The 19,028-nt window shown below is 68.7% G+C and carries 18 protein-coding genes; 4 read left to right on the top strand and 14 right to left on the bottom strand.

The window, feature by feature from the left end; genetic code table 11:
* Nucleotides 1-12: 12 nt before the first annotated feature.
* The 11 genes from WMF19_RS47115 to WMF19_RS47065 all read right to left on the bottom strand — a co-directional run bounded on the left by WMF19_RS47115 (nucleotide 13) and on the right by WMF19_RS47065 (nucleotide 8,713).
* Nucleotides 13-402 (bottom strand): GPW/gp25 family protein, encoded by a 390-nt coding sequence (locus tag WMF19_RS47115; RefSeq protein WP_272095983.1) that lies wholly within the window; start codon nucleotides 400-402, stop codon nucleotides 13-15.
* A complete protein-coding gene (locus WMF19_RS47110) occupies nucleotides 399-827 on the bottom strand; it encodes a hypothetical protein (protein WP_437896319.1) in 429 nt (142 codons plus the stop codon). The genes WMF19_RS47115 and WMF19_RS47110 overlap by 4 nt, the downstream gene beginning before the upstream one ends.
* 16 nt (nucleotides 828-843) lie before the next feature.
* Complete coding sequence (locus tag WMF19_RS47105; RefSeq protein WP_437896318.1) at nucleotides 844-1,707, bottom strand: phage baseplate assembly protein V; 864 nt, start codon at nucleotides 1,705-1,707, stop codon at nucleotides 844-846.
* Between the two features lie 5 nt (nucleotides 1,708-1,712).
* A complete protein-coding gene (locus WMF19_RS47100; protein WP_437896317.1) occupies nucleotides 1,713-2,849 on the bottom strand; it encodes a phage late control D family protein in 1,137 nt (378 codons plus the stop codon).
* A gap of 3 nt (nucleotides 2,850-2,852) precedes the next feature.
* On the bottom strand, nucleotides 2,853-3,146 hold the full coding sequence (locus WMF19_RS47095) for a hypothetical protein (protein WP_272095979.1): 294 nt from the start codon (nucleotides 3,144-3,146) through the stop codon (nucleotides 2,853-2,855).
* 9 nt (nucleotides 3,147-3,155) lie between these two features.
* The gene (locus WMF19_RS47090; protein ID WP_437896316.1) at nucleotides 3,156-3,752 is read right to left on the bottom strand and encodes a CIS tube protein; all 597 of its coding nucleotides are present in this window, start codon (nucleotides 3,750-3,752) and stop codon (nucleotides 3,156-3,158) included.
* A 19-nt stretch (nucleotides 3,753-3,771) separates the two neighbouring features.
* Complete coding sequence (locus WMF19_RS47085; protein ID WP_437896315.1) at nucleotides 3,772-5,082, bottom strand: hypothetical protein; 1,311 nt, start codon at nucleotides 5,080-5,082, stop codon at nucleotides 3,772-3,774.
* A gap of 185 nt (nucleotides 5,083-5,267) precedes the next feature.
* Nucleotides 5,268-6,032, bottom strand: a complete 765-nt coding sequence (locus WMF19_RS47080; protein WP_437896314.1) for a hypothetical protein — start codon at nucleotides 6,030-6,032, stop codon at nucleotides 5,268-5,270.
* A gap of 17 nt (nucleotides 6,033-6,049) precedes the next feature.
* Nucleotides 6,050-6,511, bottom strand: a complete 462-nt coding sequence (locus WMF19_RS47075; RefSeq protein ID WP_437896313.1) for a phage tail protein — start codon at nucleotides 6,509-6,511, stop codon at nucleotides 6,050-6,052.
* An 18-nt stretch (nucleotides 6,512-6,529) separates the two neighbouring features.
* Nucleotides 6,530-8,059 carry a phage tail sheath family protein gene (locus tag WMF19_RS47070; RefSeq protein ID WP_437896312.1) on the bottom strand — a complete coding sequence of 510 codons (1,530 nt, stop codon included), beginning with the start codon at nucleotides 8,057-8,059 and terminating at the stop codon, nucleotides 6,530-6,532.
* A 45-nt stretch (nucleotides 8,060-8,104) separates the two neighbouring features.
* Complete coding sequence (locus WMF19_RS47065; protein WP_272095970.1) at nucleotides 8,105-8,713, bottom strand: DUF4255 domain-containing protein; 609 nt, start codon at nucleotides 8,711-8,713, stop codon at nucleotides 8,105-8,107.
* Nucleotides 8,714-9,410: 697 nt separating this feature from the next.
* Here WMF19_RS47065 and WMF19_RS47060 point away from each other — a divergent pair.
* The gene (locus tag WMF19_RS47060; protein WP_437896311.1) at nucleotides 9,411-9,887 is read left to right on the top strand and encodes a glutathione peroxidase; all 477 of its coding nucleotides are present in this window, start codon (nucleotides 9,411-9,413) and stop codon (nucleotides 9,885-9,887) included.
* A gap of 40 nt (nucleotides 9,888-9,927) precedes the next feature.
* Here the strand turns inward: WMF19_RS47060 and WMF19_RS47055 are convergent, their stop codons facing one another.
* Nucleotides 9,928-10,953, bottom strand: a complete 1,026-nt coding sequence (locus tag WMF19_RS47055; RefSeq protein WP_437896310.1) for a hypothetical protein — start codon at nucleotides 10,951-10,953, stop codon at nucleotides 9,928-9,930.
* Between the two features lie 414 nt (nucleotides 10,954-11,367).
* Between WMF19_RS47055 and WMF19_RS47050 the strand changes: the two genes are divergently transcribed.
* On the top strand, nucleotides 11,368-12,189 hold the full coding sequence (locus WMF19_RS47050) for an aldo/keto reductase (protein WP_437896309.1): 822 nt from the start codon (nucleotides 11,368-11,370) through the stop codon (nucleotides 12,187-12,189).
* Between the two features lie 88 nt (nucleotides 12,190-12,277).
* On the opposite strand, the gene WMF19_RS47045 is transcribed toward WMF19_RS47050, so the two are convergent.
* Both WMF19_RS47045 and WMF19_RS47040 read right to left on the bottom strand, forming a co-directional pair.
* Nucleotides 12,278-13,282, bottom strand: a complete 1,005-nt coding sequence (locus tag WMF19_RS47045; RefSeq protein ID WP_437896308.1) for a hypothetical protein — start codon at nucleotides 13,280-13,282, stop codon at nucleotides 12,278-12,280.
* A 447-nt stretch (nucleotides 13,283-13,729) separates the two neighbouring features.
* Nucleotides 13,730-16,462, bottom strand: a complete 2,733-nt coding sequence (locus tag WMF19_RS47040) for a Kelch repeat-containing protein (RefSeq protein WP_437896307.1) — start codon at nucleotides 16,460-16,462, stop codon at nucleotides 13,730-13,732.
* Between the two features lie 692 nt (nucleotides 16,463-17,154).
* Here WMF19_RS47040 and WMF19_RS47035 point away from each other — a divergent pair.
* Both WMF19_RS47035 and WMF19_RS47030 read left to right on the top strand, forming a co-directional pair.
* Nucleotides 17,155-17,976: a hypothetical protein gene (locus tag WMF19_RS47035; RefSeq protein ID WP_437896306.1), complete on the top strand. Its 822-nt coding sequence runs from the start codon at nucleotides 17,155-17,157 to the stop codon at nucleotides 17,974-17,976.
* A gap of 632 nt (nucleotides 17,977-18,608) precedes the next feature.
* Nucleotides 18,609-19,010 (top strand): hypothetical protein, encoded by a 402-nt coding sequence (locus tag WMF19_RS47030; protein WP_437896305.1) that lies wholly within the window; start codon nucleotides 18,609-18,611, stop codon nucleotides 19,008-19,010.
* The last annotated feature ends 18 nt before the right edge of the window (nucleotides 19,011-19,028 follow it).

The raw sequence follows: 19,028 nt of genomic DNA, 5'->3' as shown, positions 1-19,028 counted from the left end.
CTCCTCCCTCGCTCAGATCCCGCCGAGGCCGATGGGGACGCTGAGCGATTGTGTCTGCCGCGTGCGGCGGATGACGTATGAAATCGAGACCCAGAGCTGCTCGGCGCCGCCGTCGCGCCTCGCCTCGACCTCGATGCTCTGCACGAGGACGCGGGGCTCGAACCGGCTCACCGCCTTGGCGATCTGGTGCTGCACGATGGCCTTGAGCGCGACGTTGCTCGGGTCGTGGAGGAGCTTGCGGAGGCCGCCGCCGTAGTCGCGCCGCATCACGCGCTCCCCCGCGCCGGTGAGCAGGATCTGCACGATGTTCTCTTTGAGCTTGTCCGTCCCGCGCTGCTCGGCGACGCCGCCGCCCTCGGTGATGCGGAAGGGGAAGGAGAGCCCGCGGATGGCGTCGCTCACTGGAGGATCCCTCGGAGCTGCTCGGGCACGGGCTTGCCCGAGAGGTAGCCGTTGATCGCGTTCTTGAGGCTCACGCCGTCCGCCGTGGTGGGCGCCCAGCTCTGGAACACGCCGACGAAGCCCTTGAGCCAGTCCCAGAACACCGCGTCCTCGACCCTGGACGAGAACGCCTCTCCGAACACCGGGTCCGCAGGGGAAGGCGATGGATCCCTGCGCAGCGAGGAGACCAGCCCCGAGGCGATGACGAAGCTGAGCTGCCGCCAGTTGGCCTGCGCCTTGATGACCGCCTTCTGGATCTCGTCCTCGGGGGATCCGGTGTCGCGGAGCGACTGCTCCATCGGCGGGCGGAGCTCGGCGTCCATGGCGTCGAAGATCACCTTGGTCATGCCCCTGGTCGCGTCCCTGTCACCGATATTGAGCGCCATCTCGCCTCCTCCTCGATCAACCGCCCGGCCTCGACGCCACGCCCGACCCCGCCGACATCTGCGCCGTGAGCTGCGCGAGCTGTCCCGGGTTGAGCGGCGTCGGAGCGCCCATGTTGCCGATGTGCGTATGAGCGAGCAGCCACGAGAGGATCTGCCCGAGCACCACCCCCTGCGCCGCGCCGGTCGCGTCCGTAACGGTCACCCCCGAGGGGCCCGCGGCCACCTTGCTCAGCGGTCCACCTTCGAGCGTGGCGCCGCTCGACGCGTCGAGCTTGAGGGACACCGTGGCGCCGGCCTTGAGCTCGATGGCGCTCTGGGAGAGCGTCAGCTTGGCCTGGCCGAACTCGATGGTGACCCCGTTCGAGTCCATGGTGATCGTGCCTGTCCCGCTGCTCTGCTCGCACTCCACCTTGACGCCGCTCGCGTCCATCGTGACGGTGTTCTTGTTCTTCTCGTCCTTGATCACGAGCTTCTCGCTCCCGCTCGTGTCGTCGAGGTGGATCACCTGACCGGAGGGCGTGCGGATGATCTTCTTGTGCTCGTCCGGGGCGCTCCCGCCGCTGTCGTTGGGCGGAGCGTCGTTTGGATAGAAGACGCCGGTCCAGATCGGAAAGTTGATGTCTCCCGCCACGAACTCGACCCACACAGGCGCCTCGGCCTCGGGGATGAAGAAGAAGCCGGGGAGGAAGCTCGGCGCGGCGACCACCTCGATGGGGCGGTCGGCGCCGCCGCCGGGCTCCTCTTCGAGTATCCCCGGCACGCGCACCTTGATCTGGCCGCGGTGCGCGCCCCCGCCCTGAGCGGCGTTGTCCATCACGATCCCGGCGTATTTGCCGTAATAGCGCTGCTCGCGCCGCTCGGCCGTACCCGTGTCGCCCATGTCGCTCATCGTCGGCACTCGAACTCGGTTTTGTACCCCTCTCGATCGAGCTTGTGCCGCACCTGGGAGAGGTACCAGGTGCCCGAGAAGCGCCCGCCGACGTCCTGGATGGACACGCTCGATCGGGCGAACATCTCCTTGATCCCGGGCGAGGAGCCGCTCCCTCGCATGCCGCGCAGGCTGGTCGAGAACTGGTTCTGCGCCAGGGTGTTGAGCTCGGCCTCGGTGGTGAAGGTGGGGACGCCTTGCCGCGTGGAGGTGCCGAGCTCCTCCCGGAGCACGGCTTGCGTGGCCGAGGCTGCCCCGATGAGGACCTCGAGCTGCGCGGCCTTCACGGGGTGGTCGGTCCGGAAGGCGGTGAGGTTCTCGTCGAAGAACGGGTCCTCTTCCTCGCGCACCTCGAGCGCCTGCGCCGTGGTCACGCTCGTGGCCTGGCCCGTGTCGAAGTCGATGCCCGAGAGCACCCGAGGGAGCTCGACGTCGCTCACGTTCGCGCTCGATTGAAAGCTGTAGAGCGGGTGCGCGGCCCCGGCGCGCCCATAATGGAGGGTGACCGAGGGCTCGGTCATCATCACTGTGTATTGGGAGACGAAATGGAGGGTGTCGCCCGAGTCGCCGGGCCGGACGTACATCACGCACCCGTAGGTCCGCGCGAGCTCGAGGAGGAAGTCGAGATCTGTCTTGTCCTGCTGCCGGATGCCGTTGCCCGTGAAGCGCGGGTCGCCGACCACGTCCACGTTGACGCTGGCAAAGCCGTGGAGACCGGCGACGTTCCTCACGATGTCGGAGAGCGCCATGTCGGTGAAGGGGCGATTGCGACGTTTGAGCCCCATCTTCATGCTCCGGTCGTACGCCTGGACCCGGAGCGTGGGGACGCCGTTCTCGGGGAAGCTGCCGTCGACCCGGTAGATGCGCCCCGCGAACACGAGCGCGTGATCGTCGCTCGTGCCGAGCTCGACCTCGACGTCCATGCCCTCCTGCACGGCGTGGCTCAGCACCTTGTAGGGATCGCTGAGCGTCACGACCATGGAGTCGGGCTGGGCGTCGCGCTGCTCGACGGTGAGCGACACGATGTCACCGGACAGGTCGTAGCCGGCGCCGCTCGCGTCCACGCTCACGCGGTAGAAGAGGTCCGCGCCCAAAGGTCACCTCGCCGCGGTCCTGGTGGCGACCTGGATGGGAGGGATGACGAGCTTGTCGCCCGGCCCCCACGCGTGCGCGAAGCGGCGCGGGTTGGCGTCGGCGATTCGCCACCAGAGGTCCTCCCTGCCGTAATAGAGCTTCGCGAGCTGGTCGAGCGTCTCTCCGCCCACGATCTCGTGGATGAGGCTGTCCGGGTAATCCCGCTCCGGAGCCGGCGGGCGCTGCGCGAGGCTGACCGATCCGCCGACATCGACGGTGGGGAGGCCATGGTAACGAGAGTGGATGGAGAGCGGCATCGTGGTCCCTCAAAACAAGCGAATGTTCTGCAGGCCGAGCGCGGCGAGCACGTTGCGGTGCTGCTTGTCGAACTCGTAGAGCGCGCTTTCGGTCTCTTCGATGACGACGAGCGTGACGCCCACGTCGGCCCGGACCGGCGCGAGCATGCTGTTGAACTGCGTCTCGCTGACGCGGAGATCGGTGAGGACGCACTCGAGGATGCGCGTCCCGAACCCGAAGTAACACGTGGGCGGCGCCGAGATGCGCGTCCCCTCGCCGCCCCCTCCGAACAGCCCGCTCAGGGTCGCCCACGCGTCCGCCTTGGGGTAGAGGAACGAGCGGAGCTTGGCGAGCTCGGTGGAGACGCCGTTGTCGAGCGGCGTCGGGTTGAGCTTGTTCGTGCCCTCCTCGAGGCCATGGAGCTTGAGATCGAAGCTGATGGTACGGTGTCCGCCGCCCGTATAGACCTTCCCAGGCGCGTTGCTGCCGATCGTCTGGGCGCGGTCGGCGTAGCTCACCGCCTTGTTGTCGCTGATCGACGCAGGGTTGAACTGGAACGTGACGATCAGAGGCGGGAGGACGTCGACGTTCGCGAGGAACCCACGCAGGACTTGTCGCTCGCTCATCACATCGCTCCTTCCGTCATCAGCGCAGGCGCCCGCTGCGGAACTGCTCGTCGCGGGCGATCGAGGCCATCCGGTTCATCAGCCCGCGGACGAAATCGTCGCTCTCCACGTCCACCCTGTGGGCGGGCGGGGGCGGCGGCGGCGGCTTGTGCTCGGCGGCACGCGCCACCTCCTCCGAGACCTCGCGCCTCACGAGCTCGATCAAAGGATCCGCGAGCCCGTCGAGGCCGCGCGCTGGGAGCGAGGGTGACGGAGCGCGCCGGTGGACCAGCGCCGGCCCCTCGATCGGAGCCTCGGTCGGGGGCGCCGCGTCGCGAGCAGGCGATGGAACATCGATGTCGGGGAGATCGACGTCGACGGTGGAAGATCCTCGCGCTCCGTCCGTCGGCGAGTCCCCCCATTCAGGGATGGAGTCGAGGGGATCGAGGGCGCCTCGAGGGGGGCTCGGAGCGCCCTGATCGGCCAGAGGCGTAAAGGGTGCGGCGCGGCGTCGATCCGGGCCCGTGGAGAGGTTCGGTCCGGAGACGTTCGGGACCACCCACCGCGAGAGGCTGGAGGCCGCGGGGAGGAGCGGAGAGACGATCGGGCCCCACACGCCGGCGGCCGATCGCATCGACGCCATCGCCATTCGCCTCGAGTGGAGGAACGGCATGACGGCGCTCCCCTCCAGGGCGCCGCCGCGCTGTGGGAGGGGAGATCGCGCAGGAACGGCGTCGGGGCCCGCGAGCTCGAAGGCCGCGGGGATCCGCGGAGATCTGAGAGGTTCCACCATCGTGACCGCCGGGAGCCCATCCAGCTCTCCCGCCGCGCCCACGGGAGACCTCTCGAGCCCTCCCGCCGCGACCACGGGAGACATCTCGAGCTCTCCCGTCGCGACAGCGGGAGGCCTCTCGAGCCCTCCCGTCGCGATTGAGGGCGACCTCTCGAGCCCTCCCGTCGTGACCGCAGGGGAACTCGCGGGCGCCGCCGCCGCGGGGATGCCTCGAGGCTCGGAGCCATGGCCGCCGAAGACGAGCGCGGGCGCTGCCGCCGCGGAGATGCCTTGGGGCTCGGGGCCCCGGACGACGGGCGCAGGCCCCGCCGCGGAGATGCCTTGAGGCGCCGGGCGCTCCCCCTGGAGAGCCGGGAGCTTGAAGACCGCGGCGATTCCCTCGAATCCACCCATCGCGACGGCGGCGCCGCGGCGCGGGCGGACATCCAGCATCCACACGCCCAGCCGCGGCGCCGTCGCGACAGCGCGCGCGCGGGTCCGGCCGATCGCGAGCGCCGCGTCGATCGGAGCGACGCTCGGTGCAGGCGCCACATCGCGGATGAGGGGACCCTTGGGCATGGTTCACCTTCGTTGGAGACGCCGGTTCAGCTCGTCGATCATCTCGTTCTCGGACTCGATACGCTCGGCGAGCATCCTCACGAAGGCTCGCCGCTCGCTCACGTCCAGGTCCATGATCTCCGTCCTCGACCAGTGCAGATGATAGGCTAGATAGAAGACCTCGCGAGCAATGCGAGCTCCTCCACCTAGCCCAACACGAAAAAACCGGACGCCTCCAGCACGGCGCCGAATTGGCCGTTGCAATGCGCGCAGCGGATGGACCGCCGGAAGTTCACCCCCGGCGTCTGCGCCTCGATCGCCTGATATAGCAGCCGCCGATCGCCCATCGTGAGATCGCGCAGGATCTTGATCCCGTACGACTCGAGCGCCTGGCGCCGGAGGGCGCCGAAGGACTCGATGCAGCGGAGGATCAAGGCGTCCCGAGCGCGCAGCGGATCCTTCTCGGCCGTGCGCGAGACGAACTCCTCGTCCGCCCCGCGGGGGAGGCGGACCTGCACATCGCGGTGCACCGCGCCGTCGCGATCTTCGTATCCGTCTTCGAGCGTGACCGCGATGGCCTGGGGGCTCGATCCGTTGGTGAGGCGGCGGACCTCCAGGCTCCCGAGGTCCTCGACCACCGTCGTCTCGCCCCCGCAGCTCGGGCACGTGTACGACGCCGGGAGCTGATCCCCGAGCGTGATCCGGCGCAGCTCGACGATGAGGTAGTTGCGGTCCGCCGAGTAGAGCTGCGACACGAGATCGCTCGTGATCGCGTCGATGTCGCCCAGGCGGATCAGGCAGCCCTTGACGAGCTCCGTGACGAGGCGCCCGGGGGTGAGGAGCGGATCGTAGAACAGCGCCTCCTCGTGCCCGCGCATCTTCCGGATCGAAGCGCGGCGGTGCACGCGACCCGAAGCGTCGGTGTGTCCGACGGGCAGGGTGACCTCGTACTCCACTTGGCGTGCGCTCATCGTGGGCCCGCGATCCGTCAGATGCGCGTCATCCGCTCGATGGCGAGCACGATGGTCTGCTTCATGAGCCCGGAAGCCGAGGCGTCGAGATCGGTGAACTTGGACGACTTGATCCACGCGCCCTCGAACGCGAAGCGCATCACCTCCGCGCCGAACTGCTTCTTCACGACCGATCCGTTGCGCCGCAGCTTGGACCCGAGGCCCGTGCCGTCGATCTTGAACATCTCCTGGAACCAGTCCTTGAACGCCTTGTCCGCGGCGGTCCCGTCCATGTTCCGCTCGATGGTGATATCCCCGTGCTTGATGATGCCCGAGCTGATCTTGTGGATGATGTTGGAGCCTCCGTCGGGCTGGTCGATCGCGTCGACCTCGCCGTCGCTCAGGCCCGTCACCTTCGTGACGCCTGGGCTCTCGATGCCCTCGATCTCGACCACGAACTCGTGCGTCCTGTACGCTTCGGTGAACCCAAGATCCGCCATGATGAGCCCTCCTCCCGATCAGCGATCGCTTGCCGACGCGCCGCCTTCTTGTTGCCCCACGGTGATGATGACCGTCTCGGCCGGACGCGAAGGATAGAAATAGACCTCGACGTTGAAGATGCCCTGCTGAATGTTCGCGGGAGGATTGTTCTCGCCGTCGACCTTGACGCTGAACACCTTGTCGGGCGCGCCGGGGCCGAACGCGCCACGCCTCCAGAGCCCCATGAGGAACGGCGTGACGCTGTTGTATTTGACCTTGCTCCACAGGGTCGGATCGTTCGGCTCCTGCACGACCCAGCGCAGGCCGTACTTGAGCGAGCTCTTCACGAAATTGAAGAGCAAGCGCACGTTGACGTAGAGCCAGAGCGGATTGGTGCTGAGCGTCCTCGAGCTGTCGACCACGATGCCCTGGCCGGCGATGAACCGCACCGCGTTCACCGATCCGTTCTTGACCAGATCGGTGTGCTTGACGTCGTTGATGGCGAACTTCACGTCGAGCGCGTTGTTGACGCTGGCCGCGTTGCCGGCCGGCGCCTTCCAGATGCCGCGCTCCCGCTCGGTCCGGGCATAGACGCCGAGGACGTGGCCCGTGGGCGGGATCCACCGGAAGCCGCCCAGCGGATCGCTCACGCGGATGAAGGGGAAATAGATCGCCCCGTAGCGCTTGTCTCCGCGGAGGGGCTGGCCATAGGCCTTGGCTGCGTCGGCGTCCGCGTTCTCCGCCGTGTGACCGACGAACATGCAGTCGCCGCGGTCCGCGCAGTAGGTGAGCGCCGCGTTCACCAGCGCGGCGTCGTGGGTCTCGGGGCAGCAGAGGAGCTGGACATCGACGCCGTCGAAGACCCGGTTGTCGACGGCCTTTTGCAGCTCGGCGACGCGATCGGACTCCCGCCCGGACGCGTCGAGGTTGTCGTCCGCGCCGCCGGAGTTGAGCGGCGCGAACGCCGGGCTCGCCGTCGGCGCCGGGTTCGCCGTGGCGGCCGACGGGACGGCCACCACGATGTACTTGGAGCCCGCGACCTCGTCGTTGATCTTGAGCGGGTTCTCGGCTCCGACGCCCCCGAACTTGATCTTCTCCCAGAGCTCGACCTGGACCCCGTTGTACTGCACGGCGAGGTTGTAGGTGCCATCGCTGTTCGAGGTGATGCCGACGGAGATGCCCTTGCCCCACGCCCCCGGATCGGGGCTGCCGCGGTACCCCGCCGTCACGGTGATCGCCGTGGTCGCGCCCGCGCCCGCGGACGGGAAATCGCGCGTGGCCGGCGTGGCGGCGGTCACCGAGCCCGACGCCGCGGTGGCGACGGCGCGCGTCACGTACGCGAGCGAGCCGCCGTTATCGAAGAAGCCGCGCACCGCGTAGGCGCCGAACGCGGCTTTGTCGTAATCGCCGAAATAGTCGCGAAAGTCCGCGAAGCTCGTCACCTGCCGGACCTTGCCCGGCACGCCCCGCTTGGAGCGGACGATGAAACCCGCCACCGAGGTGGGTGCCGCTTGGATGCTCGGCGTCGCCTTGCCATCGACCTCTAACAGATTGATGCCAACATTCATGCTCATCCTCGCGATCTAGAAGGATCGTGCCGGCTGTCCGGTCGCTCAGCCTTCGGGTGTCTTGTGATCGGTCTCCACGATCACGCTCTCGACGACATGGCCGAGCGCCGCGTCGGACGGGATGTCTTCGAGCAACATCGCGAGCGTGACCACGTAGTTGAGTGAGGGTTTCAGCTTCTGATCGAGCGCGTGCCAGAACTCGGGTTGGTTCTTCACCCCCTCTTTGGAGGCGATCACCGTTGGATAAGGAGGGATCTGCGTGGCGAGGCTGCCCTTCAGCACCGCCGCGGGGATCGTGGGGTGGCGGAGCAACAAGAGGAGCGCTTGGCTGAGCAGGCGGTGCTCCTCGAGCACCGCGTCGCTCGTGGAGGGGCTCCACGCCGTGATGCAGTACGCGCAGTCGATGCGAACCGGCGGCGCCAGGCGCGTGGCCCTCTTTTTATCGGCGCTGCGCGCGGTGATCGGCTCGTTGGTCCGTATCTCGCGGTTCTCTTGGATGTCGTACAGGTAGCAATTGAGCGTGAGGGTAGAGAGCCCCGCCCGCCACTGTGCGTCCGGCAGATCGAAGCTGATCTCCGCGTTCGCGAGCTGAGACCCGGTCGGTGCGCGCGCCGTGATCAGCTCACGGATCGTATCATCAAGATCGCGAATCATCGATGCTCATCACCCCCGCACATGTCGTGTGAGGCAAAGGTCGCTCGAAGAGGGCCATACGGGCCCTCACACACGCGATGAACCTATGCGCGGCTCGCCGAAGACTTGATTAAGCGACGCGCGAATTTTCAGCTCCCCGGGGACGCGCAGCGCCCGGTGTCCCGACCCCTCATTTTTGTCCCCCCTGGAAGGGGGCATTGCAGTCCTACACGCGGCCCGCACCGGTTGCAAGAGAAAAAGAAAAAATGGAAATGCGAGCCAACGGGCTCCTTCCGCTTACTGGCGAGGCATCGTTTGTGGCCACGGTGACCGCGGCGCTCGGCTCCTCGTAATTGAAGCGATTCTTCCGCATTGCGCTCAGAGTGTAGATGGCCTGGCAGATTTGCAGGATTCGGACCACCAAGATCCGTGGGAATGTGACCTCTCCCGCAGAAAAATGACCGCGACGCCCGCGAAAACCTGACCCCGTACGCCGCGAAGATCTGCGGCGGCGTCGCCTCGGCTCGGAGCGCGTTCCTGCTCGACGCGGTCCGGACGCGCGTCTATCCATGACGCCATGGAACGCTCGCCGCGCGTGCTCCGGTGCCAACTCGCCCTGACCGCCTCGCTCGCCCTCGCCTGCGTGTCGGGCTGTGGAAGGGATGTCGAGCGCAGCTCGCCGGAGCGCACGCCCGGCGCTGCTCAGGAAGGAAAAGCCATGTCGCTCTACGACTTCACCATGAAGACCATCGACGGACAGGACCGCTCCCTCGGCGACTACCGAGGCAAGGTGCTGCTCGTGGTGAACACTGCCTCCGAATGCGGCTATACGCCGCAGTACGCGGGGCTCGAGGAGCTCCATGAGCGGCTCAAGGATCGCGGCTTCGCCGTCCTCGGCTTCCCGTCGAACGATTTCGGCGCGCAAGAGCCGGGGACCGACGCCGAGATCGCCGCCTTCTGCTCCACGAAGTTCGGCGTCAGCTTTCCCATGTTCTCGAAGATCCCGGTCAAGGGGGGCGGCAAGCACCCCCTCTATGCCTTCCTCACGCAAGCCGCACCTGCCGGTGAGGTGAAGTGGAACTTCACCAAGTTCCTGATCGGCAAGGACGGGTCGGTGATCGCGCGGTTCGAATCGTCCGTGGCGCCGGACGACCCGAAGCTCACGCAGGCGATCGACAGGGCGCTCGGGGGCTGAGCAAGGCGGCGCCCGAGCCGCCGGACTGACGAGGCGGCCGTCAATTGCAGTCGAGGCACCTCCACTCGACCTGTCCAGACGCCGGGACCCCGAACCGCTGAGCGGTGTACTTCTCGATATCGATCAGGTACCCCGACGGCTGCGCGTTCCGCGTGCAACACCCGCTGCAATCCGAGTCGGAGCACATGTCATAGACCTTGACGTCGATCTCTTTGCCATTCTTTCGAAGGCGCAGGGTCTTGAGCTTGTACCTCTCGAAATCCTTCGAGTGCACCGCGGCGATGTTGTTCTCTCTGACCCAGCTCTCCGGCTGCTTTCCGTCGAGGGCCGCGAACTGGCCGGCCCACGTGCACCCGTTGTACTCGATGCACTCCTCGCTGCCGGGGTCGGGGTAAGACTCGAACTCCGTCAGGCTGGCCGTCTGCCACACAACGCCCGAGCCGCCGCCACCACCGCCGCCGCCCGTCGTGCTGCCGCCCGTGCCCGTCGTGCTGCCACCGCCCGTGCCCGTGCTGCTGCCGCCGCCCGTCGTGCTGCTACCGCCGCCCGTGCCTGTGGTGCTGCCGCCGCTCGTCGTGCTGCTGCCGCCCCCCGTCGTGCTGCCGCCGCTGGAGCAGCTGGTGTCGCGGAGCTCGATGCGGGACGGGCTGAACGAGGACGCCGAGTCGGTGGAAAAATTGAGTGTGAATGACGCACCGCGAGCGATGGACACGTTCGATGTCCTCGAATACGTGCATCGAGAGCCGGCTTGCGTGTGGGTCCAGCCCGGCTCGTGATGATCGCACGTGACACCGCTCGGCACGTCGAAGGCGACGATCGGCTTCTTCAGCGCGCTCGCGCCCGTGTTCTTGACCTTGATTGTTCCCCAGTACTCCGGGGCTCCCTCGAACGAGCTCGTCGTGACCGCATACGAACAGGCTGCAAGATTCTGGTCCAGCTCGCCCATGTCCTCGGCCCTGGAGCCCGTGTCGGCCGAGCACGCTGCGAAGCAGAAGGCTGCTCCCGCAGACGCGGACGCGAACGCCAGCTGAGCTGCCCGCAGACCTCGGATTCGATTGATACGCATACGGCGATCCTTTCCTGCGTCCATCGGCGACAGGCCATGATGTAATGACATGTCCTCCCCCCCCAGCGCCGGACACGTGTGATGGGTAGCACTGCCGCGCTGCGCTGTCGAGGAAACCATCGCGGTGTTCACGCATGATCTGGGCCATCAGCACCTCCGCGACCGGCGCCGGCTGAGCGAAGATGAAATCGTTCTTCTCTCCGTCCTCGTCTCCTCTCCTCCGAATCTCCTCTGAACGAGGGACCGGGCCCTACCCTGATGTGATGACCTGCAACCGCAGAGTCTTCACGGCTGTTTCTTGTGCTTGCCGACGACCTGCACCCTGACTAGCTTCTCGACGTCGTCAGCGCACTCGTTATCGCGCTCGTTGCGCTCGGCCATGCCGGGCGATGAATGAAACCAGGGAGCCCGCCCATGATCGAATCACCACGCCTGCAGATGATCGACGGTCGCTACATTCCGCAGCTCGGGCTCGGGGTGTATCAATCGGAGCCCGGCGCAGAGACCGAGGGCGCCGTCCTCGAAGCGCTGCGCCTCGGCTATCGCCATATCGACACCGCCCAGTTCTATGGCAACGAGGCGGACGTCGGCAGCGCGTTGCGCAAGAGCGGCCTCGGGCGCGACGCGGTGTTCGTCACGACCAAGATCGCGAATTTCAACCAGGGGCGCGACGCGACGCTGCGCTCGCTCGAGCGCTCGCTGAAGGAAGCCGCGTTCGACGCCTACGATCTCGTGTTGATCCACTTTCCCGTCACCGGCAAGCGCAGCGACACCTGGCGCGCGCTCGTCGACGCGCAGAAGCGAGGCCTCGCAAAATCGATCGGCGTCAGCAACTACACCGTACGGCACCTCGAGGAGCTCCTCGGCGAGAGCGCGGTGGTGCCGGCGATCAACCAGGTCGAGCTCAGCCCGTTCCTCGGGCAGGCCGAGCTGCGCGCGTTCTGCGCAAAGCACCGGATCCTCGTGCAGGCGTACAGCCCGCTCACGCAGGGCGTGAAGCTCGGGCACAAAGACATCGTCTCCGCGGCGGCAAAGGCCGGGCGCACACCGGCGCAAGTGATGTTGCGGTGGGCCGTGCAGCACGGCTTGATCGTCCTGCCGAAGTCGGTCACGCCCACGCGCATCGCCGAGAACGGCGCGATCTTCGACTTCGCGCTCGACGCCGACACGATGCGCACGCTCGACGGGCTCGATGTCGGCTTCCGCGCGAGCTGGGACCCGACGGACGTCCCCTGATCCACGCCGTCAACGGAGGACGCGCAGCGAAAGGCGATGCAATTTCGATTCCTACCGCCTACCCTCCTGGAAACGCGACGTTAGCCGCTCACGGACACGCCTTCGGGCGGACCACGGCGTAGACGAAATCGCCGAATCCAGTCGCCACGAACCCGCCGCCGGGGAGCAATGTGACTCCATTGATCCGGGCCGGCGTGCCAACATCACCTTCGTACTCCCAGCGCAGCTCCCCGTCGGTATCGACGGAGATCAGCCAGGTCCGCAGCGTTCCTCCGTCCGCTCCCCGCGTCGCCCCGCCGAGGTGCAAGAGCCCTGTGCTCGGATCGTGCGCGATGGCGTTCAGCTCGGTGTCGAGCTCAGGGTGATAGGTCCTGGCCCAGATCACCGTTCCGTCGGCGTCCAGCAGGATGACATGACTCTGACCGACGCTTATCGCAGCGATCGCGATACGGCCATCGGGCAGGGCCGCGATGTCCTGGGGCCACGCCTCGCCGACCTCCTCCAGCACACGGTCGAACACCGGCGCCGTCTGCTCGGTGCTGCGGACGACGCGCAGGTAACCGGCGTGCGCGGTCAGCTGAACCACGTCACCTCCGGGCAGCAGCGCGGCCCCGCCCCGACTCCAGGACTCCGGCATCGCGGAGCCGGGAGCGAGCGGCATGAAGCGTTCGTGGACGATCTCGCCCGCGTCGTCCAGCCGCACCAGGCGCAGCCGAGGCGCGGCGCCCTCGGCCTCGCTGTCGTGGGTGGAGAGCACGTATCCCCCGGTCGGGTGCGGGAGCAGCTCGATGTCTACGTGCACGCTGAAGGTCGACGGTCCGAGCTGCCGGCTCTCCAGCAGCTGACCGGCTCCGTCGAGCCGACCGAGCCACAACCCCTCGCCGGAGGGAGACGTCGAATCATTCACCTGGCCCGCGACCATGAGGCCCCCGTCCTGGGTCTTCGCGCCGGTCTTCAGAAATCCGCCGGGCAGGGGGGTCGAGCTCCACACAACGTTGCCGGCCTCGTCGAGCTCCGCGACCCCTCCGTTCGCTGGTGCTCCAACCGCGATGAACCGTTCCCCATCCGCCGGAAGAAGCCAGTCGGCGTCCATTCCCGAGGGCGCATAGAACGATACCTGGGTGCTTTCAACGCAGCTCTGCGGCTCGCCATCCACAGGGCCCGGCGGCTCGCTATTCATTGAGCCCGAGGAGTCGACATCTTCCGGGCCCGGTGGCTCGGCATCCTCGGAGCCCGGTGGCTCCGCATCCTCGGAGCCCGGTGGCTCGACATCCACAGAGCCCGGTGGCTCGACATCCACAGAGCCCGGTAGTTCGACCGTGACTTTGCCACAGCCCGCAATCATCGCGAGCACGACGAGGGAACCCGCAGCGAAACCAGTGTGTCCCGAGTTGGTCTTCATGAAGCGCCTCCTGCAACCAGCGTGCCCTACATTCAAGGATGGCATGAACCTCGATCACATTGAGCTGTTCTCAGCCAAAGAGCCCGGCGGGCGATCATGCCGGGCGCGCGAGCGGAGCAAGCCCCTGGTGAAGACTTTCTATGCGGCGTCGCGAGGGGGCGGCGCACGGCGGGCCCGCCTGCGGCGCGCGCCGAGGAGCATCGCGAGCCCAGCGGCGACAGGCTGCCAGTCGGAGCTCGAGCCCGCCGCGCTGCAGCCGCTGCTGGAAGGCGGGGTCGTGCTGGAATCGACGTCGCTCGCGCCGGCGCTTCCCGCGCTGGTAGCTCCGCCGTTGCCGGTTCCGGCGCCCCCCTCGCCAGCGTCAGCGCCTCCTGCGCCAGCGTTGGCGCCACCATTGCCGGCGCCAGCGCCTCCTGCGCCGGGGCCGCCATTGCCGGTGTCTCCAGCGCCGGCGCCTCCCTCCCCAGCGCCCGCGCCGCCGTTGCCAGCGCCTTCCTCGCCAGCACCGGCGCCGCCGTTGCCAGCGCCGGCGCCTTCCTCGCCAGCACCGGCGCCGCCGTTGCCAGCGCCTCCTGCTCCAGCACCACCACCTCCAGCGCCAGCGCCCCCTGCACCAGCGTTAGCGCCGCCATTGCCTCCTGCTCCAGCGACGGCGCCCCCCTCGCCAGCGCCCCCTGCACCAGCGTTAGCGCCGCCATTGCCGGCGCCAGCGCCTCCAGCGCCAGCGATGGCGCCCCCCTCGCCAGCGCCAGCGCCGCCTCCACCAGCGTTAGCGCCGCCATTGCCGGCGCCAGCGCCTCCAGCGCCAGCGCCGGCGCCGCCCTCGCCACCGCCGGCACCCCCCTCTCCAGCGCCGCACTCCGCGCTGCTCGATGGATCTCCGGCGCACACCCCGGCGTCGCAGGAATCGTCGAGCGTGCACGCGTCGCCGTCGTCACACGGGACGCCGTGGGCAGGCGTGCACACCCCGTCCACCGTGCCCCCCGCCGCGATGGAGCAGGCGATGCACTCAGCACCGCTGCACGGCGACGCGCAGCACACGCCGTCCACGCAGATCCCGCTCGCGCATTGTGCGGCCGTCGAGCAGAGCGCGCCGTTCTTCAAGGGGTCGCTGGCATACACGACGGCGCTGTCCGTGCTGAGCCCCTCGCGCGTCGACCAGAGCCACGTGTACCCGCCCGCCACGAGGACTCCGCCGTCATCGAGCGACGTGGCGGAGTGATAGCCTCGCGGAGTTGGGATACCGTCGCTTGGTGACCACACGTTGGTGACCGGATCGTAGAGCTGGACTCGATCGTAGGTGTCGTGGGCGTGCTCAAGATAGAGCGAACTGCAGCTGGTCCCTCCCCAGGGGTCCGCATAGTAGATCGCCTCGATGCCTCCGCTGATCATGACCTGGCCGCCGGGGAGCCGCGCCGCCGCCTCGCCGAGCACGCCGAGCCCGGTCACGTAGGTCCAGTCATCCCACGAGCCCGTCGCGGGCGTGTCGCCCCACTTGCCTGGCGCCGCGGTCCACGCGTCCACAGCAGGATCGTAGACCTCGGCGGCGCCTGCGAGGCCCGTGACGAGCACGCGTCCGTCGAGGAGCAGCGTCGCCGTCAGCCAGCGAGCGCCGTCGCCGAGCGGCGCCGCGGCCGACCAGGTCGCTGTCGCCGGGTCGAAGATCTCGACGACACCCGCGACCGCCCCGTAGGTGCCGCCCGTGACCAGCACGCGCCCATCGAGCAGCCGCGTGGCCTGGTGAGCGGCGCGGGCATTCAGCATGGGGGGTCCCGGGGCCCACGTGTTGGTCGCCGCGTCGTAGATCTCGGTGCTCTCCGTCGCCGCAGACCCGGCCCTTCCTCCGGTGAGGAGGACCCGCCCGTCGTCGAGCAGCGTGGCCGTGGGTCTCGACCGCGACACCGAGGGTGCCGAGGCCGCTCGCCATGCATCGAGCGCGTCATCGTAGATCTCGGCGCTCGTGCCTCCGGCCTCTTCGCCGATGACGAGCACCCTCCCGTCCGCGAGGCGTGTCGCGGTGTGAACGCCGTGCACAGCAGCCATCGGCGCCGCCGCAAGGAACGCGCCCGTCGCAGGATCGTAGATCTCCGCGCTGCCGAGCGGCGTCGTCGAGAAACTCGGATTGCAAGTGAACCCCTCGTCCACGCCCAGGACCCCCCCCGCGATGAGGACCTTGCCGTCGTCCAGCAAGGTCGCCGTATGCTCGGCGCGCGACGTGATCATCCTCCCGGTCGCCACCCACAGCGGGTCCACCAGCACGGCCTCCTCCGGCGGGGCGTCGACCCAGAGCGAGAGCGTCGAGCCCTCGGCGTCGAGGCGCGTCGAGACCCTCCGGCCCCCGCGCGCGAAGGCCGACGGCGCCGTCACGGCGAGGCGCGCGACGCCGGCCTCGTCGGCGAGCTCGATCGCCGCGCCGCGCCGCCGCAGCGTCGCGCCCTGAACGGACCACGCGGCAACGGGCGCGTCCGGCCGGAAGGTGCCCGGTCGGAGGAGGAGCCACTCTTCGTATCCCCCGCGCGCCGCCGTCCAGAAGGAATACCCACCTTCGTGCGCATAGGCGACGGCATCTCCGCCGGTGATCTCCTGAGTCCCCACGAGCCGTCCGGCGCCGAGCCCGCTGCGCTCGCGGACGCGCACGCGAAAGCCGTCCGGCAGCTCGATCCGGATCTCCTCGCTCCCGTGCTCGGGCAGGTGGACGACGAGCCCCCGCGCCGACGAGCCGCTGCCCGGCGCGGCCTCGCCGCGCGCCGTCGCCGCGGAATAGCCGAGCTCGCCGCGCGCCAGGGCGCCGTCGGCGGCGAGCACCAGCCCGGCCTGCTCCGGGAAGAGGGCGCGCAGCTCGGCCTCGGCGGGGTCGAGCTCGTCCTGCATGCCGCTCGCGCAACCGGCGGAAAATACGGCGGCGCACGCCATGAGGCAGAGCCGGAGCGCCGTCGAGAGCCCTGCGCCGCGGCGGCGAGCCGGCGCGGCGCAGGGCCGCCGCAGCGCGCGCGCCGCGGGCTCGCGGGAGCGGGGCGGGCACCCCGCACCGCCAGGTGACGGGCCGCCGGATGGCGGGCCCCCGGTGGGAGATGGAGACGGTCGCACGGGGGCCGTGGGGTCATCGAAGCAATGCATACGGACGCTTCGATGCGTCCGCTCGGCCGGCATTCACGCCAGGCACCGGCTCGACGTCACAGCGCGCTCCACGCGCGCGCCGGTCACGCGCTCGATCGCGGCGTCGCCGCACGCGCGCTCAGCCGCTGCATGCCGTGCGTGAGTCCGGCCCGCAGGTTGATGGCGCTGAGGTCGAGTCCTGGCGCCAAGCTCCGCCTGGTTGCCGACGCAAGGTATGTGGAATTCGCGGCCACCTATGTCCCGCATGCCCCCTCCTTGTCAACACCCGCTCGATTACAATCGATTACAGCGCGCCCCCTCTCCTCTCCTCGCCGGCCGCATCTCCCTCCGTGTCGCGCGAACGGTCTGGCGCAGCAGCATTCAGGCGCCTCAGAGCACTGAACGTCCTTGACAGCCACTCTCGATAAGCAACCATCCTCCGGCTACTCTCAACCAGGAGGGAACTCATGCCCCCGACACGCGCCGTCAAGAACACACCTGAATCCACGTCTCCCAACGCCAGGTCGTCCAGCAGGACACCGATCACGAAGTCGAAGCGTCCGGCTGCACAGCCCCACGATCCGACCAGCGATGAAGCGCTCCTCGCGCTGGACTCGGCCTACGCATCTGCCCCCGACATGCCAACGGGCGTCGAGGAGCGCGAGCTCACCGCCCTGGCGCGCCTCGCGCACGCGCAACAAGCGCGTCTGTCGAGGATCGGTGTCACCTCCGACAAGGTGGATCTCCTCGCGCGCTTCGCGCGGCGCCTCGGCGCGCTCGAGAAGGCGTGGCAGAGAGCGCGCGGCGCCGTGTCGCTGACGTCCGCGCAGCGCAGGCTCCGGGACGAGGCCGAGGCGCTCGACGCGAAGCTCGTGGCCGGCGGCCGGTGGGGCTGCCGCAACGACGAGGCCGCGCAGGCGGAGCTCTCGCGCATCGCCGACGGCTCAGGCCTGTTGGACACCATCCAGGACCTGCGCGATCTCGTCGATTTCTGGTCCGAGCACGAGGGCACGCTCGGCGTGACCGATATCACGACGAAGGATCTCGCGCGGGCCAAGGCGCTCGCCGATGCGCTCGAAGACGCCGCCGCCAACGAGGCCTCGGACGCGAGCGCCGCGCACGCGCTGGATCTGCGCAACCGTTGCTTCTGGGCCGCCGACGAGCTCGCCAAGGAGATCCGCGAAGGCGGCCGCTACGCCTTCCGCGACCAGCCCAAAATCGCGGCCAGGTTCGTGTCGCGCCACCGGACGACCCTGAGCCGGCGCTCCCGTCTGAAGGCCAAGTGTTAGCGCCCAGCCTCAATAAGGCTTCAGGCCGATATCTCGCTCAAGCTCCTTGATGGAGGAGGGTGCGCATCCCCGCACGAGGCATCGTCCACCGTGAGCACAGGGGCGCCTCCTCGTGCCCGCCGGCTGCATTCCCGCGACCTATCTCAAATTCCCACGCCGTCTGCTCCTCCCTGCGCTTTTTCTCAGATCATGGGGCACGCGGACGTTCGCGTCGCCGCCCCGGCTCGCCACGCCGAGATGCATTGCTTCGTCCCGACCGAAACTGTCATGCTCATCGTCGCATTTCCCGCCGCCCACGGGTGTAGGAGCGGCCGCGGAGTGGGAGCGGAGCATCGGCGCGGTGCCAGCCACAAAAGGCGACGAGGAGGCCCAGTCTTGGCGGACAACCTCCTCGTCGTGCTCCGGTTCGCGTGTCGAGGAATCGAAGCGGTCACAGTCTCGTCCACAGCGCGCTCGATATCAAGAGCTGGCAGCAGCAGTTGCCCACGGTCGAGGCGCTGCGCCCCGCTCGCTGCCCTGCGTGCGGAGCGGCGAGCCAGCCCGTCGGGGGACCTCTTGACCTCCACGGCCATGGCCTTCGCGAGCGGCAGGTACGTGGCCCGGCCGGCCCGAACGCGCCCGCCGTTCTTCTCGTGCTCAAGCTGCGCCGTTACCGCTGCCTGCCCTGCGGGGCGGTGCTCCTCGTCGGTCCACGCGAGCTGCTGCCGCGGCGGCACTACAGCGCCGCGGCGATCGGCTTCGCTCTTGCGCTCTACGGGCTCGTGCTGGCGACCGCCCGCGAGGTGCGCCGGCGGATCAGCCCGCAGACGATCCTGGGCGCCATGGCCTTCACCGGCTGGGCCACGCTCCGCCGCTGGACGCGCGACGTCGCGCATCGACGCCTCTTTGCCGCACTGCCGTCGTCTGATCCCAGCGCGATGCTGCGCCGCGTGGCAGCGAGCGCGGCGGCCTCGCTCGCCGCCTACGCGGCTCCGACCTCCCGGGGCGAAGCGCTGGAGCACCGAGCGTTCCTCGGCGCCGCGCACGCAGCGTGAGGGCGGCTGTCAGCGACG

The sequence above is a fragment of the Sorangium sp. So ce124 genome (assembly GCF_051525235.1).
In the GTDB taxonomy this organism is placed as follows: Bacteria; Myxococcota_A; Polyangia; order Polyangiales; family Polyangiaceae; genus Sorangium; species Sorangium atrum.
The sequence above is the reverse complement of the archived record's forward strand: the minus strand, read 5'-3'. Positions and strand labels throughout refer to the sequence as shown.